General features: G+C 46.6%; 15 protein-coding genes and 1 pseudogene. 7 read left to right on the top strand and 9 right to left on the bottom strand.

Features of this window, described 5'->3' with window-relative positions:
- Positions 1-85: pseudogene (locus GOU96_RS14315) on the bottom strand (type IV pilus biogenesis/stability protein PilW); the annotation flags it as partial.
- Between the two features lie 208 nt (positions 86-293).
- The gene (gene metA, locus GOU96_RS14320; RefSeq protein WP_001122740.1) at positions 294-1235 is read right to left on the bottom strand and encodes a homoserine O-acetyltransferase MetA; all 942 of its coding nucleotides are present in this window, start codon (positions 1233-1235) and stop codon (positions 294-296) included.
- A 140-nt stretch (positions 1236-1375) separates the two neighbouring features.
- On the opposite strand from metA, the gene GOU96_RS14325 reads away from it, so the two are divergent.
- Positions 1376-1750: an ATP-binding protein gene (locus GOU96_RS14325; RefSeq protein ID WP_260813170.1), complete on the top strand. Its 375-nt coding sequence runs from the start codon at positions 1376-1378 to the stop codon at positions 1748-1750.
- A gap of 3 nt (positions 1751-1753) precedes the next feature.
- On the opposite strand, the gene GOU96_RS14330 is transcribed toward GOU96_RS14325, so the two are convergent.
- From GOU96_RS14330 to GOU96_RS14350, 5 genes are all read right to left on the bottom strand, one after another.
- Positions 1754-2902 carry an ABC transporter permease gene (locus GOU96_RS14330; RefSeq protein ID WP_000171821.1) on the bottom strand — a complete coding sequence of 383 codons (1149 nt, stop codon included), beginning with the start codon at positions 2900-2902 and terminating at the stop codon, positions 1754-1756.
- A complete protein-coding gene (locus tag GOU96_RS14335) occupies positions 2899-4047 on the bottom strand; it encodes an ABC transporter permease (RefSeq protein WP_162809485.1) in 1149 nt (382 codons plus the stop codon). The genes GOU96_RS14330 and GOU96_RS14335 overlap by 4 nt, the downstream gene beginning before the upstream one ends.
- A gap of 18 nt (positions 4048-4065) precedes the next feature.
- Entirely contained in the window at positions 4066-5040 is a 975-nt protein-coding gene (locus GOU96_RS14340; protein ID WP_267781783.1) for an HlyD family secretion protein, read from the bottom strand.
- An 11-nt stretch (positions 5041-5051) separates the two neighbouring features.
- Positions 5052-6470: a TolC family protein gene (locus GOU96_RS14345; protein ID WP_069648087.1), complete on the bottom strand. Its 1419-nt coding sequence runs from the start codon at positions 6468-6470 to the stop codon at positions 5052-5054.
- 167 nt (positions 6471-6637) lie between these two features.
- Positions 6638-6871 carry a hypothetical protein gene (locus tag GOU96_RS14350; RefSeq protein ID WP_001250487.1) on the bottom strand — a complete coding sequence of 78 codons (234 nt, stop codon included), beginning with the start codon at positions 6869-6871 and terminating at the stop codon, positions 6638-6640.
- A 327-nt stretch (positions 6872-7198) separates the two neighbouring features.
- On the opposite strand from GOU96_RS14350, the gene GOU96_RS14355 reads away from it, so the two are divergent.
- The 5 genes from GOU96_RS14355 (at position 7199) to GOU96_RS14375 (ending at position 12286) form a co-directional block, all read left to right on the top strand.
- Positions 7199-8815, top strand: a complete 1617-nt coding sequence (locus GOU96_RS14355) for an ATP-binding protein (RefSeq protein ID WP_000262313.1) — start codon at positions 7199-7201, stop codon at positions 8813-8815.
- Entirely contained in the window at positions 8815-9501 is a 687-nt protein-coding gene (locus tag GOU96_RS14360; protein WP_000857635.1) for a response regulator, read from the top strand. Before GOU96_RS14355 ends, GOU96_RS14360 begins: the two co-directional genes overlap by 1 nt.
- A 65-nt stretch (positions 9502-9566) precedes the next feature.
- Positions 9567-10343, top strand: a complete 777-nt coding sequence (locus GOU96_RS14365) for a substrate-binding periplasmic protein (protein WP_095464360.1) — start codon at positions 9567-9569, stop codon at positions 10341-10343.
- A 27-nt stretch (positions 10344-10370) separates the two neighbouring features.
- The gene (locus tag GOU96_RS14370) at positions 10371-11348 is read left to right on the top strand and encodes a chemotaxis protein (protein ID WP_267781780.1); all 978 of its coding nucleotides are present in this window, start codon (positions 10371-10373) and stop codon (positions 11346-11348) included.
- A gap of 134 nt (positions 11349-11482) precedes the next feature.
- Positions 11483-12286 (top strand): hypothetical protein, encoded by an 804-nt coding sequence (locus GOU96_RS14375; protein ID WP_001266821.1) that lies wholly within the window; start codon positions 11483-11485, stop codon positions 12284-12286.
- 20 nt (positions 12287-12306) lie between these two features.
- Here the strand turns inward: GOU96_RS14375 and GOU96_RS14380 are convergent, their stop codons facing one another.
- Positions 12307-12426 (bottom strand): hypothetical protein, encoded by a 120-nt coding sequence (locus GOU96_RS14380; protein ID WP_001960797.1) that lies wholly within the window; start codon positions 12424-12426, stop codon positions 12307-12309.
- Between GOU96_RS14380 and GOU96_RS14385 the strand changes: the two genes are divergently transcribed.
- Complete coding sequence (locus tag GOU96_RS14385) at positions 12401-13090, top strand: DUF2726 domain-containing protein (RefSeq protein WP_000229271.1); 690 nt, start codon at positions 12401-12403, stop codon at positions 13088-13090. The two genes, GOU96_RS14380 and GOU96_RS14385, sit on opposite strands and share 26 nt — an antisense overlap.
- 2 nt (positions 13091-13092) lie before the next feature.
- Here the strand turns inward: GOU96_RS14385 and GOU96_RS14390 are convergent, their stop codons facing one another.
- Positions 13093-14154 (bottom strand): GGDEF domain-containing protein, encoded by a 1062-nt coding sequence (locus GOU96_RS14390; protein WP_042988461.1) that lies wholly within the window; start codon positions 14152-14154, stop codon positions 13093-13095.
- Positions 14155-14433: the final 279 nt, after the last annotated feature.

Raw genomic sequence — 14433 nt, forward strand, 5'->3', positions numbered from 1 at the left:
TTTGCGTTGCGTTACCCGCCGTTTCAGTGACGGTGACGCAGCCTGCTAAGGCGATGATGAGCCCTAAACCAAACACATTTTTCATACATCCCTCCCGTTAACGCACCAATGATAGGCAATTCAATTGGGAGGCCGAGTGGTGAGGGTTAAGTCTGCGAGTCAGTTGGCAAATCTATTTATCTATCCCCCTTCTGACTTCAAGCTGCAACGCCAAGTGGATGGGATATCAGGCAGAAGTTAAAGGCGGAAAGGCGAGTAAAGGGATAAAAGGCCGCACATGGCGGCCGAAAGGATTATTCGTCTTTGGTAAAATTGGCTTCGCTGAATTTTTCCAAATCATACGGTGTTTGTTGATAAACGCAGTAGTTAAGCCAGTTGGCAAACAGCAAGTGCCCGTGGCTACGCCAACTGGCGCAAGGTTTGTTATCTGGGTTGTCATTGGGGTAGTAATTGACGGGGATCGCAGGATTAAGCCCTTCGCCCAGATCACGCACATATTCACCATGTAGGGTGTAAGCATCGTACTCAGGGTGGCCAGTCACAAACACGTTACGCTTATCTTTGGTCGCTGCGAGGTAAACGCCCGCCACATCGGACGTTGCCAGAATATCGAGATCAGTATGCTCAGCCAAAAATTCCGCATCAAAATCTGCGTAGCGAGAGTGCGGAGCGAGAAAGCGATCATCAAACCCACGCAGTAGAGGGTGAAACGGCTTGTGGATGTCGTGGTAATAGACACCGGACAGTTTCTCTTCACGCGTACGTTTGGGCAAATTGTACAGCAGCTTCAGCCCAGCTTGCGCCGCCCAACAGATGTAAAGAGTGGATGTCACATGCGCTTTAGCCCAAGCCATGATGTTTTGTAGATGCTGCCAATAGGCGACATCCTCAAATTGTACTAAGCCCAGTGGCGCGCCCGTGATGATTAACCCATCGAAGTTGCGATTTTTGACCAGCTCAAATTGGCGATAGAAGGTGTTGAGATGCTCTTCTGGAGTATTTTTGCTTGGTCTGTCATCGATGCGCAGCAGCTCGATATCGACCTGCAAAGGGGAGTTGGACAAGAGGCGTAAAAACTGAGTTTCCGTCTCAATTTTTTTAGGCATTAAGTTTAACAATAGCACCTTGAGTGGTCGTATTTCCTGCGTCGAAGCACGCGATTCGGACATAACGAAGATGTTTTCGTTACGTAGCACATCACTCGCCGGTAATTGGTCGGGGATTCTAATCGGCACAGCTTTCTCCCTAAGCATTAATTTGGACGTCTAAACATCCAGACTTATAACTCAACCGAAAATTATTGTCGATAGCAAAATGCAACGAACCTCAATCTAAGTTAGTATCTCTCGGCACAATTGACTACTGTGAATCAAGTATGCGACCTCATTTAACCCTTATTCGCGGTTTGCCCGGTTCGGGGAAATCAACCTTGGCGAAGACCTTGGCTGCTGTGCATCTGGAAGCAGACATGTATTTTGTCAATCCACAAGGTGATTACCATTTTCGCCCCGAACACTTGGCGCAAGCCCATGAATGGTGTCAACAACAGACGGAATACTGGCTGCAACAAGGCAAAGACGTGGTGGTATCGAATACTTTTGTTCGGCATTGGGAGATGGCGGCATACAGAAAACTTGCCCGACAATATCGAGCTAAGCTGACGATTCTGGTGTGCCGAGAACGTTATCAAAACGTGCATGGGGTGGATGAAGCCACTGTCGAACGCATGCGTCAACAGTGGCAAGAGTAGACATTATTGTGGGTGTTTAGCGGTACGCTGGAGATCTCGGCGTAAAAGATAAAACGCCAAACCGCCCCATACCAAAGCCTGTGCCCAAAGGAGTGTCCATTTTGGTGCTATGGTTGACCAACTGGCCGCCATTTGGTTTAAACCCAGAAAGCCTTGGATTGCTGGCGTGCTTGGGAAGCACTGCGCAAGCCAGACTAAAGGCGCAGGGATCATTTCCAACGGCCAAATAAATCCAGCGGTAAAAATCAGTGGCATGGAGCTAATTAACACCACCAAAGTGACCAGTTCGCGTCTTGGAGTCACTGCTCCCAACGCAATACCGACAAAATTACAGGCTAATAAAAACGGCAAGAGCAAACTGATGAGATCACTTGGCGTTGCTAACGTATTTACGCCGTGCAAATCAAAACTGGCACCGAAATAATAAAGACTCAGCAAGTAGTAGACCGCAACCAGCACAAAACTACGCACTAACAACAGTTTGGCAGGAGCGACTCGGCTCCAATAGCCGTGACCTTGCTTTTGTGTCCCAACCATCAATCCAGCCGCCATGATCAGCGTTTGCTGCAGGATCAATACAAAAACGGCGGGTACGACGTAATCGACATAGCCCATACGTGGGTTAAAAGTGGGTTTCAGGTTGGCACTGGTTGGCGAGAAATGCTGCGCGGCAAACGCCATCGGTTCACCTTCGATGACCAAACGACTGACTTTGGTTTGTGCTGCGAGTGTACCGCCCGCTTGGGCTAAACCTTCAACAATCGTACCGTAAACCAGAAAATAGGAAGCATCGCCTGCATAAGCAAGCGTTGGACTTTTACCCAGTAGCAAATCTTTGTAGAAATGCTCAGGGATAACCAGTATGCCAGCGACTTTCTTGTCTAAGAAAGCTTGTTTGGCATCGGCAATGGTGTGATCACGCTGAACAATTTTGACTTGCGGCGTGGCATCCACCATCCGCTCCAGTTGAAAACTGGCCTGACTTTGATCGAGATTGACCACAGAAACGGTCTGTTCACGGGGGATCTGCTTGGCGTAAGGAAGCGGGTAGAGGAAAGAATAAAACACCACGCCACCAAAAACGGTCAGCACGACAACAGGGTTAGTGAAGAGTGCTTTTAACTCTGCTTTAAATAGCTCAAATAGGGTCATACGGCACCTCCCATTTCCCGCGCTAAATGTTTGCGGATCAGAAGTAGCGTCAAACCAAGCGGCAGAAGATATCCCCACATATTGACCATAGGCTGTAAAGAACTTAAGGCCTCAAGCCCATAACTCACTTGGTTCACTTGCACTTCAATGTAGTGGCTGATCGGTAACAAATTGCGCCACGCTTGAGCGAGCGTGTTCATATCGCTCGCCGGAAAGGTAATTCCCATAAAGGCAAAACTGGGCGCAGTGAAAGCGCCAGCAAAGCTCATCGCGCGAGCGGGATCGAGCGTGAGGAAGTAGAAAAATGCTCCCATGATCACGCATGCCACCACGGTAATCGATTGAGCAAGCAGCAAAGTGGAAAAGTGACCAAACATAGGCCAACGCAGTACATCATAAAACCAGATCAAAAAACCAAGCCCTTGCAGCATGAAAATGGGGAGATAGGGCAATAGGGTTCGGGTTAACTGGGTTAAGGGAGACTGCGCGAGCCAAGACTTTAACCCGTAATGACGATAGTTGGCTGCCAGAATCAAAATGGTGCTAACGACAATGGTGATTTGCCACAATGCGGGGACAATCGCCGACACTAAAAATTGCGCGTAGTTGGTATTTTGGTTAAAGAGTGGCGTTATTTGTGTGCGTACGGGCACCGAGCGCCCCATGGCCGCAAGGGTAGTATGCGTTTTGGTGGCGAGATTTTTCATCACATCCACTTGAGCATTAAATGTGCCTTGTGCTTGCACCACCGCTGAGTTAACGAGCTTACCGACCAAGATCATTTGGCTGTTGTAGAAAGTCGTTACTTGCGGCTGCTCTTGACGATAAATGGCTTTATCGAATTGTGCGGGGATCACCATAAAGCCATAGATCTGATTACTGCGCATTGCTTGGCTGGCTTCATCGACGCTCGCAAAATGCTGACTGACAAGCAGTGTCGATGTCGCATCGACCTCACGAATAAGCTGGCGTGAAAGCTGGCTGTGGGAGAAATCCACCACACCAAACGGCAGATCGCGCGCTATGCCTTGGGAAAAAATCCACCAAATGGAGACGGCGAGCAGAATGGGCACCCATGTTAAACAGGAAAGTAACCATTTATCGTGACGCAGTAACGTCCATTGACGGGGGATGGCGTGCTTCATTTTAAGTTCAACCACAACTTATAACTTAACCACAACGCTCATGCCCATACGCAGGCCTTCGGTTGGCGTGACTGGACGTGCTTCCACTTCAAACGTACGCAGGTCAAACCCTTGGGTGGCATCGGTTGAGCGCCAAGTGGCGAAATCGCCCATCACGGCGACGTGAGTGACTTTAAACTCGATGGATTTATCCAGAGCTGGCAAATAAGCCGTAAACTGAGCACCTTGGGTAAAGTGTTTGAGCAGATCTTCACGCACGTTAAATACTGCCCAAGTGTCTTGCGTATCGACCACTGTGACGACAGGGAAACCTTGCGGAGCCAGCTCACCACTGTGCATCAAGACTTGTGATACTTCACCATCAAACCAACTTTGAATCTTGGTATCGGCGGCATATGCCTCGACTTCAGCCACCGCACCAGCAGCCATGCGTGCATTTTCGAGCGCGGCTTGTTTCGTCTCTTCTCGTGCACCTTCTTTGGCTAATTGATACATCTGCAACGCTGCACTTTCGGTGTATTTGGCGGCTTGCCATTGGGTTTGCGCTTCGTCCCGTTTTTGTTCGGAAACCACACCATCGTTGTAAAGGTTATTGACGCGCAGATACGTTTTTTCAGCCAGTTCTGCTGCCGCTTGGGCTTTGAGCCATTGATCTTTGGCGGCCTGAATCTGCTGTTCACGCGCACCATTTTCTGCTTCTTGAGCCAGTGCCCCCGCGGCTTTCTGGCCGGCGATCGCTTGTTCCAACTTGGCATCAATTTCAGGGCTGAGTAGAGTGAAGATCAGTTGGCCTTTTTCCACTTGATCGCCCTTGCGCACCAAAACTTGGTCAATGCGCCCCGGCACTTTAGAGGAGATGCTGTACTGCTGAGACTCAATCTGGCCTTGCAGTGTGACTGGCTCAGGTTGATAGGCTTGATAAAAGCGATAGCCAATCCAGCCAACAACAGCGACAGCGGTGAGCGTCATTAAGGTCGTTTTTACCGTTTTCATTTGGATTCCTTTTACTTAGCCGTGGCGCTTTGGTGCAGTGAAGAGAGAGCAACTGCGGATTGATGGTAAGTGGAGAAGCTGCTCATCTCGCTCGACAGAGCCAATAATTTGTTTAGTGAAATGAGATAGTTAAAACTCGCTAGCGATTGTTGGGTGCGAATGCTGGCCAGATAAAGCTCGGCATCTACCACATCGACGGAGGTGGATAAACCTTGGCTGAACGCTTTTTGGCGTAAACGCAGGTTCTCTTGTGCCAAATTCAGACTGGAATTCAGTCCCGTCACTTCTTCAAGGGCTTGTTCTGCTTCGAGATAGGTTTTTTCCACCAGCACGCTGAGATCTTGTTTTGCTTGCGCTTTTAAATAGCGCACTTGATTCACGGCGCTATTAGCTGCTTTGACTTGTTCACTACGCCCGGTGTTTTCAATCAGCGGAATATTGACGCCAACGCCAACCAACCAATCCGGTTTCATTTGGCTAGCGAGTGAGTCATCTTCATGCAAGCTATAATCGCCATACAGATAGACTTCTGGGTAGTATTTCCCTTGCTCAGCTTTAATGAGGCTGCTGGCTTGCTTTTCTTTGGCATCGAGCAGGCTTAAGCCGGGATAGGTATTGAGTGTTTGTTCGATGAAGGCGTGCATGGGCGGTAAGCTGGTATTGATGAACAGCATGCCACTCGGTTCTACGGTTTCTGTAGCGCCTAAAATTTGGGTTAGCGCACTTTGCGCAATGTCCAAGGTTTTTTGTGCTTTTTTACGCTCAACTTTAGCTTTATCCAGTGATGCATCTGCTTGCAGGCGCTCGACATGAGCAATTTGTCCTTGTTGCTCAAGTTTAAGGGCATTATCTCTATGTTGCGTGAGTCCTTCTTCAACCGCAATTCGGGTAGCGAGCACCTCTTTGGCCAACACCACGCTAAAGTAATATTTGGCTAAATCTTCATATCGCGCTTGTATTTCCATCGCGAGCTGACTTTGCGCTTCATCTTCTTTACCTGCGGCGGCATCTTGCGCAGCAGTAATTCGTCCGCCAGTAAAAATTGGCCAAATCGCACGGATCGAGGAAGTGAAAATATCGCGTTCAGTGATGGTAGATTGAATAGAGCCAATACCCGCAACCAATTGAGCAAGTGTTGGAGGAAGTGCAGGCAGTTCCTGACTCGTACTATCAAAAATCTGCTTGCCGGAAAGTGTTACATCCTGATCAAGCCGCGTAAAATTGGCTCCCACACTGACCGAGGGTAGATTGAGATTTTGTGTGGCATCTTTCAGATGAGCGTAACGTTCAACATTGGCTCTTTGCGCCGCAAGCGAGTTGTTTTGTTGTTGCAGCAAGTCCCAAGCTTCTTGAAATGAGAGAGGCGCTGCATGAGCAATCGGCATAAATAATATAGAGCAGATCGCCAGAGAGAGAGATTTCACTTTCATTTTGAGCTCGACAGAATGAATTTAGAGCTAATGCTCTATTTTTTGGATGATGAAGTCAAACAAAGAGTTAAGGACCGCAGTATAAAAAACTGACTTGCAAGAGCAAGCCAGTTGTTTGAGTAATCGGTTTTGACGCCCAAAAACGTGTCTTGAACGTAGGAAAGTGATCAACAATGAGGGTAGGAGGGGCAATAGTAATCGGCTCTCCAAACTAACTTTTTGGTTCCCTGCATAGTCGTCAGTACGTCTTTGCCTGACATTTGAGGGAAAGCGAACAAAACACGCATCTCATCATGCGTTTCTGGCTCGATTTCGTAAGCCCTCACATGAGTAAATGTCGAGTGTAAATGCTCACAAAGCATGTCTTTGGATAGGCAAATTCCAAAAGCATCTCTTCTCATGTCTCTATTCCTTCTGACGTGTTATTGAGTGAACTTGGCCGCAATTTCTATTCTCAGTCTTATGCCTGAATTGCATCCCAGTTAGGTTTATGCTCACTGCGCATTAAGTATACTGCTTAACCTAGAAAGTTGCCGGAGCAAAGTGCCTATTTGTTGTGACCTGTGCCATAAAACAGATATGCAATTGGTTTTATTTTTTTATGCCATGATCTGCCTTGCTGGCATATGGCTAACGTGAATCTCGTGCCAGCCTCACAGTTATGTATTGCGAGCTTCGCCCCAATGTTAAATTGATGTTAGCTTTCACTCGCTAGCAAGGAGTGAACAATGGTGTGGAGCAGTATTACCTTCCGCAAGAGAATGCTGATCATCATGACCTTATCGGGTCTGATTGAGCTGCTACTTTTGGTTGCCGCAGGGTTTATGTACGTCAAACATTCTCAAGAGCAAGAGGTTGGCCAGAAAGCGTTGGGCGTTGCGGCATTCCTTGCACAAACTCCGGCGGTTATCAACATGATCAAGACCGGCCGTGCTTCAGATGACCAGCAGCAAAGCTATCGTGAACTGACCCAACTGATAGGTGCAGCGTTTATTGTGATTGGCGACAATCAAGGTATTCGATTAGTTCATCCCATTGATGAAAGGATCGGTAAGCCTATGGTTGGGGGCGATAACGAGAGAGCGCTAGTGGAAGGTGAAGCTTATGTCTCTTTCGCTCAAGGTTCGTTAGGCAAATCGGTTCGTGGTAAAGCGGCGGTGGTGGATCAACACGGTCAAATCATCGGTGTCGTTTCGGTTGGCTATTTAATTGAGCGGCTACAAGACCGCGTTGAGCCATTTTTATTCTATCTGATTGCTACCGCGTTACTGGTGGTCGGCGCCAATGCACTGGTTTCTAGCTATGCCTCACGACGTTTTCAGCGCGCTATTTTGGGGTTTGAGCCGGAAGAAATTGCCCGTTTGTACGTGGAACTGGATGTGACCATGAGCACCCTCAAAGAAGGGATCATCAGTATTGATGACAAAGGGATCTTACGTTCGATCAATAAAAGTGCTTGTGAAATTTTGGGATTACGCCGCGAACAAGCTCTTAATCGACGCTTGACCACCATTCTGCCAGAAAGTGATCTCTATACGGTTTTGGCGACCGGAAGAACCGATCACGATATTGAGCTCTATCTGAATAAGCATTGGATAATTGCCAACCGCAGCCCGATCGTGGTTGAGGGAAAAGTCGTCGGGGCGGTATCCAGTTTCCGTCTCCGCGATGAAATTAATGAACTCACTGAGCAGTTGGCTCAAACCCGAGAGTACGCAGAGATGCTGCGTTCTCAGACCCATGAGCACAGAAATAAATTGAATACTATCAGTGGGTTACTACAAATGGGTGAGTTGGATGCCGTGCAGCAACTGATTGGTCAAGAAACCGAGCACTATCAAGTGTTGATTGAGTTTTTACGTGAAACAATTAAAGACCCTCTGATTGCAGGGATGCTGCTTGGCAAAACAGAGCGCGCTCGTGAGCTAGGCTTGGAACTCATGGTGGAAGAAGGGGCGCGCTTAGAAACGCTGCCGATTCATATCAAAGCGGAAGATGTGGTGACCATTCTCGGTAACCTTATAGACAACGCGTTTGAAGCGACCTTAACCGCGATACGTACGCTGTCGCCGGTTCCACCGGAACGCAGAGTGATTGAGGTCTCGATCAGTGATTTTGGTAACGAAATTATTTTGGAAGTGGATGATCAAGGTTGCGGTTTACCTAAAGAGCTGGAACATTGGCAGCTAACGGAAAAAGGGGTGTCGAGCAAAGCCGTGCAAAACCGAGGGGTGGGGCTGTTTTTAGTCAAACAGCTTGCCGATCGTTATCAAGGACAACTGGACATGCACAGCAAAGCGCAAGGTACTCGAATGACAGTGTATTTACCCAAGGATGAGTTGTAATGAAAACCCGACTCCTGATCATTGAAGATGATGCTGCGATAGCGCAGCTTCACCATCGCTATTTGAGTCAGTTAGAAGGCTTTGAGGTAGTGGGGATCGCGACGTCTCAAGCGGATGCGCGTTTACAGATGGAAGTGCTTAACCCCGATTTGGTGCTGTTGGACGTTTATTTACCGGATGGAACGGGCCTTGAGCTGTTGCAATGGATTCGTGGACGTAATGTTCATTGCGATGTGATTTTAATTACGGCGGCGCGCGAGGTGGAGACACTGCAACAAGCGATGCGTGGTGGTGTGGTGGATTATCTGCTCAAGCCTGTGATGTTTCCAAGGCTGGAAACCGCACTAAGAAAATACCAAATGCGGCAAGCTGAGCTAAAACAGTTGGCGGATTTTGATCAGCAGAAAGTCGACAAAATGTTCACCACACATTCCTCAGAAGCCTTACCGCAACGTTTACCGAAAGGCATTGACGCAGTGACATTGGATAAGATTCGGTTGCTATTTCAAACGGCTACCATGCTGACGGCGGACGAGGCAGGTGAAAAAATTGGGGCTAGCCGCACAACAGCCCGACGCTATCTTGAGTATCTTATCACTGCTGGAGAGTTGGAGGCCGATCTCAGTTATGGTACGGTGGGACGCCCAGAACGAACGTACCGTAAATTACATCGTCACACATCCTGATTAGACGGATTGGATAACTGCATCTAAAGTTTAAACAGATTACACGAATGTGATGAGGTCGACAGATGCAATGGCGTTTTTGTTTGACAACAGTACTGGGTGTTGTTCTGAGCTTTAGCCCTAGTGTGAAGGTTCAGGCTCAGGGGCTGGAATCGTTAACGTACTACACAGAAAACTATCCACCACTGAATTTTGCTAAAGAAGATGGTAAACCCGCGGGGATTGCGGTGGATTTACTCCTAGAAGCCGCGGCGGCGGTTAATGTCACCTTGAACTTGGAGCAGATTTTTGTTCAACCTTGGCCACGTTCTTATCGGTCGGCGTTGTTAAAACAGGATGGCGTACTTTTTTCTACGACACGTACAACACATCGTGAAAATTTATTTAATTGGGTCGGTCCTATTGCCGATATCAAAGTGGTAGTGCTGGCACGCAAGTCGAGTCAGATCAAAGTGAATGACCCTATCGAGTTGGGAAATTACCGAATTGGCGTGATCCGTGATGACATTGGAGAACAGCAATTACTGCAACTCGGTATACCACGGGAATCCATGGTAGAAGGTTCCACCGTCAGTAGCTTGGCCGAGCAATTGCTAAAAAAACGCATTGATCTGCTCGCTTATGATGAAAGAACCGCACTTTGGTGGATGAGCCAAGATAGCTATCCCGTTCAAGAATTTGAAACGGTATACGTTTTGATGCAAGGTTCACTGTATTACGCATTTAACAAAAACATAGATAAGTCGGTATTGAACGATTTACAAAAAGGCATTGAGCTGATTAAAAACAGTGTCAATGAGAATGGTGTAACTCGTTATCAGGCAATACTGGACAAATATTGATAACCATCCCGAGAAGATGTGACGATTATGAGCAACCCAAGCAGTACTATTTTGACTGAAAGCGGCACTAACGAGCTAGAAATCATTGAGTTTCATCTCGAAAAAGTGCTTCCCGATGGGCGGACTAAAACCTGTTATTACGGTATTAACGTTGCCAAGGTTCGTGAAGTTATTCGTGTTCCAGAGACGACTGACTATCCGAATGCCCAGCCACACATGATTGGGGTATTTTCTTCACGGGAAATTTTAACCCCCTTGGTGGATTTAGCCGGATGGCTCGGTGTGCCGACTTCAACGGATATCAGTAAGAAATACGTGATAGTCACCGACTTCAACCGTATGACAAATGGTTTCTTGATCGACAGTATCAGCCGTATTCATCGTATTTCGTGGAACGATGTGGAATCACCTAGCCAGTTCCTCGAAGCGGGTGAGCAAGATTGTGTGGTTGCGGTCGTTCGACAAGACAAAAAACTCATCATGATCCTGGATTTTGAGAAGATCATTGCTGATATCAACCCTGAACTGAGTATGGAAAAATACGATGTGACGGTGGATAGAAAAGTCGATCTCAACCAGCGTATGGTGACCAAGCGTAATGCGAAAACCATTATGGTCGTTGATGACTCTGCCTTTATCCGAAGCTTAATCCAAGACACATTGAGTTCAGCGGGTTACAACATTATCGCTTGTAAAGATGGTGGCGAGGCCCATGAAAAGCTGATGGAGCTTAAGCAATCGGCAAAAGAGGAGAATATTCCTGTTAGTGAACTGGTCGATGCCGTCGTCACGGACGTGGAAATGCCAAGAATGGATGGTATGCATCTGATTAAACGTTTACGTGAGGATGACTCATACGCCACTATGCCAATAGTCATGTTCTCATCACTGATGAGTGACGATAACCGATCCAAAGCGCTTGCTCTTGGTGCCAATGATACGTTGACGAAGCCTGAAATCGGTAAAATGGTTGCGATGATGGATAAATATACTCTCAATCTTTGAGGATGAGTGGAGCATTGCTCCGCTTTTCTTATGGGAGTGATAACAGCGCTATCACCCAAGAGTTCTGCAGTAAAGCATGGTCGGTATCTTGCTGAGTGATGAAGGATAGAAAATGAAGTAACTGTGGAGGCAATATGCGCGTAACTTGGTTATCCATTCTCTTATGGTTTTCGACAAGTACTTTTGCCAGTCAGCAAACCATAACCTTGGTTTTAGCGGCGCAAAACGATAACGGGCATGCTTATTACCATGAGTTACTTACCAGATCTTTAGCGGCTCAAGGTATCTCTTTAATTATTAAAACGCCATACTCCCACGTACCGCAAAAACGGGTGGTGAAAATGGTTGAAAACAATCAACTGTCACTCACTTGGTTACTGGAAACTCCAGAGCGCAATAAAAAGTTTATTCATGTTGATGTACCGTTAACCAATGGTTTGATTGGGCAACGTATTTTATTAATTCCGCCTAGTCTACAAAGCCGTTTAGATAAAGTTTCTAACCTGAATGAATTTCGTCAAACACGGCTGGTGGCTGGGCTGGGTGAGGGATGGCTAGATATTGCGGTTTGGCGATCCAACCATTTACCTTTTTACATTCAAAACGGAGAGTGGCGTGACCTGTACAAGAAGCTTTCTGTTTCAGGCGTGGTGAACTACTTCCCGCGTGGTGTGACTGAAATCTACCAAGAATCCATTCTCAACCCACACTTAGCCATAGAGCAGAATCTGTTATTTCAATATCAACGAGATTTCAAGTTTTACCTCAGTCCTGAGGTTGCTCAGCATCAAGCGTTACTGGAACAAGCATTGAAGGCGGCACAAGAGTCCGGTTTAATGCGTGAACTGACCGAGAAGTATTGGGGGGAATCGCTCTCTTTATTAAGGCTGAATCAAAGACAGGTGATTGAACTACAGATACCCGTTGAAGATAAATAACCCGTGTTTCTCTAACCACTTTATTTTCCGCACAAAATCAGCAATAGAAACTGGTTTTTCAATACAACATCAGTTATCAATGACATTAATTCTTTTTTCTGGCTCAAATACCTTATGGTTGAAATTTTTATTGTCGTCATACTGTTAGTTCTGTTCTTTTTCGTGATCCAAAAGTATGTCATTCGTCACGATGACACTAAGGACTATGCCTATAAAAAGAAAGGCCCACTACTGGATATGAAGGAAAGCGCTTTCTTTAACGCACTGGTGAGTGCGGTTGGCGATCATGGCGTGGTCTTAGCGAAAGTGAATATGACCAATGTGATCACTCCAAGTAAAGTCGCGAACAAAAAGCACTGGTTTATTGCTTATAACAAGATCTCAAAAAGCTACTTTGACTTTGTGGTGTGCGATGCAAGAACGCTTGAACCCAGAGTCGTGCTCGAATTGGATGATGGGAAAGAGCTGCAAAAGGGCAAAGTAGAACGAGAAAAGTTGCTGCTGCACGTTTGTAAATCGGCCAACATCCCGTTGATTGGCACCAATATTCGCATGAGCTATCAAGTTGGCAAGTTAAGACGTTTACTCGCCGCGCACATTGATTTAATTCAAACCGAGCAGGAAGTGCGTTTTTGTAAACGCTGCGGCAGTCCTATGGTGATCAAAGTTGCCACACAAGGAGAATACCGAGGAAGACGCTTCTTTACCTGTAGTCGACAACCACACTGTTCCTACACGGAGAATTACAACGTGGTTTATGAATTTGAAGAAGAGGACAACGCCAGCAATCCCAGCGTTAATTAAACTCACACGTTCTCGGTTTGTTGATTAACCATTGTAGGATTGGTTGAGGCATGTCTGAATAGGCGAACCTGATTTCTTCCCGCCTTTTTGGCTCGATACAACTCCATATCCGCAAATTTCAGGAGATCGTTCAGCTGATCTCCTGCTTGATATTCACACACACCGATACTGATCGTCACTTGTACTCGTTTCTCTCCAAACGCGAACAGATGCTGGCTAACAATCGCTCTCAAGCGTTCGCAAACACGCCCAGCTTGCTCAAGCGATTGATCAAATAAAGTAACGCAAAACTCTTCACCGCCAATTCGATATAAATTGTTATCACCAACAACTTGAGCAAAAAGGCGAGTGGTTTCAATCAGCACTTTATCTCCAGTGTCATGGCCGAATTGATCATTAATCGATTTGAAAAAATCCAAGTCAATGACGAGTAAACAGAGCGAGGTTTGATCATTAAAACGTTCAAAATGTTGGAATGATGTGGTGAGTGACAAACGGTTGTGCGCGCCAGTTAAAGGATCACGTGAAGCAAGATAGAGTAGGGAGTTTTCAATTTTACGTCGGTTATCTTCGTAAACATGGGCAACCACCCAAATTCCGATATAAGCAAAGCAAAGATGCAGGAGCACTGACCAAGAGATGGCCGCGCCAGTTTGCTGCAACTGCCAGTAAATAATGTTGCTTTGTATGATCAAAAACAGGCAAGAGGTGACAAAGGCAAAGCGAGCAGAGGTAAAAATGTAAAACAGGATGGGAACGAAGCAGCTCCAAATATAAACCCCCATCATCAACGGTTTCATATAGGTTGCGAAAAGTGTCGTGCCAGTTAAGACAAACAGATAGAAGTAAATGTGCTGCTCCGTGTGGATGCGGCGTTTAGCCAGAGAATAAATATACAGGGAGTAGAAAGCGCAAACGAGCTCAAGTAACGCGAGTTCGACTAACTGTGTTGACCAAAAATTGATCATCACCATCAAGAAAGCGATCAAAGCCCAAAAAAAGCTTAAGCCGCATAACACTGAAGCCCGCAGCGTTTGTGTATTGTCAAATAACCTAGCATCCATGCACTTACCCTCTCCGGGGCTAAACGTAAGCGTTTATAGTACAGAGTTGAATATCTTGATCAACATTGATCTTGAATGCATATCACAAAAGTAGACGGCGCTCTAATTCTGTACAGAGCCAGTCATGGAACCCATAATGGCAGTAAAAATGTATTGGAAAGTGCAAAAAAACAGCAAAATGATGGCAGAAAAGCCAAACGATTCAAAAACAAAGAAATTGGGCTTGCACGTCAGAAAAACTGCCGCTAATATCCACCTCGTTCTCAAGCGATGCGTCCG

Source organism: Vibrio sp. R-1 (assembly GCF_035615595.1).
Taxonomy (GTDB): domain Bacteria; phylum Pseudomonadota; class Gammaproteobacteria; order Enterobacterales; family Vibrionaceae; genus Vibrio; species Vibrio cholerae.

Bases quoted from the DNA above. Each gene is read 5' to 3' on its own strand.
- GOU96_RS14335 (WP_162809485.1), bottom strand. From the start codon at position 4,047: ATGAAGCACGCCATCCCCCGTCAATGGACGTTACTGCGTCACGATAAA.
- GOU96_RS14385 (WP_000229271.1), top strand. From the start codon at position 12,401: ATGGTTGAAATTTTTATTGTCGTCATACTGTTAGTTCTGTTCTTTTTC.
- GOU96_RS14360 (WP_000857635.1), top strand. From the start codon at position 8,815: ATGAAAACCCGACTCCTGATCATTGAAGATGATGCTGCGATAGCGCAG.
- GOU96_RS14350 (WP_001250487.1), bottom strand. From the start codon at position 6,871: ATGAGAAGAGATGCTTTTGGAATTTGCCTATCCAAAGACATGCTTTGT.
- GOU96_RS14375 (WP_001266821.1), top strand. From the start codon at position 11,483: ATGCGCGTAACTTGGTTATCCATTCTCTTATGGTTTTCGACAAGTACT.
- GOU96_RS14390 (WP_042988461.1), bottom strand. From the start codon at position 14,154: ATGGATGCTAGGTTATTTGACAATACACAAACGCTGCGGGCTTCAGTG.
- GOU96_RS14345 (WP_069648087.1), bottom strand. From the start codon at position 6,470: ATGAAAGTGAAATCTCTCTCTCTGGCGATCTGCTCTATATTATTTATG.
- GOU96_RS14355 (WP_000262313.1), top strand. From the start codon at position 7,199: ATGGTGTGGAGCAGTATTACCTTCCGCAAGAGAATGCTGATCATCATG.
- GOU96_RS14370 (WP_267781780.1), top strand. From the start codon at position 10,371: ATGAGCAACCCAAGCAGTACTATTTTGACTGAAAGCGGCACTAACGAG.
- GOU96_RS14325 (WP_260813170.1), top strand. From the start codon at position 1,376: ATGCGACCTCATTTAACCCTTATTCGCGGTTTGCCCGGTTCGGGGAAA.
- GOU96_RS14380 (WP_001960797.1), bottom strand. From the start codon at position 12,426: ATGACGACAATAAAAATTTCAACCATAAGGTATTTGAGCCAGAAAAAA.
- GOU96_RS14365 (WP_095464360.1), top strand. From the start codon at position 9,567: ATGCAATGGCGTTTTTGTTTGACAACAGTACTGGGTGTTGTTCTGAGC.
- GOU96_RS14340 (WP_267781783.1), bottom strand. From the start codon at position 5,040: ATGAAAACGGTAAAAACGACCTTAATGACGCTCACCGCTGTCGCTGTT.
- GOU96_RS14330 (WP_000171821.1), bottom strand. From the start codon at position 2,902: ATGACCCTATTTGAGCTATTTAAAGCAGAGTTAAAAGCACTCTTCACT.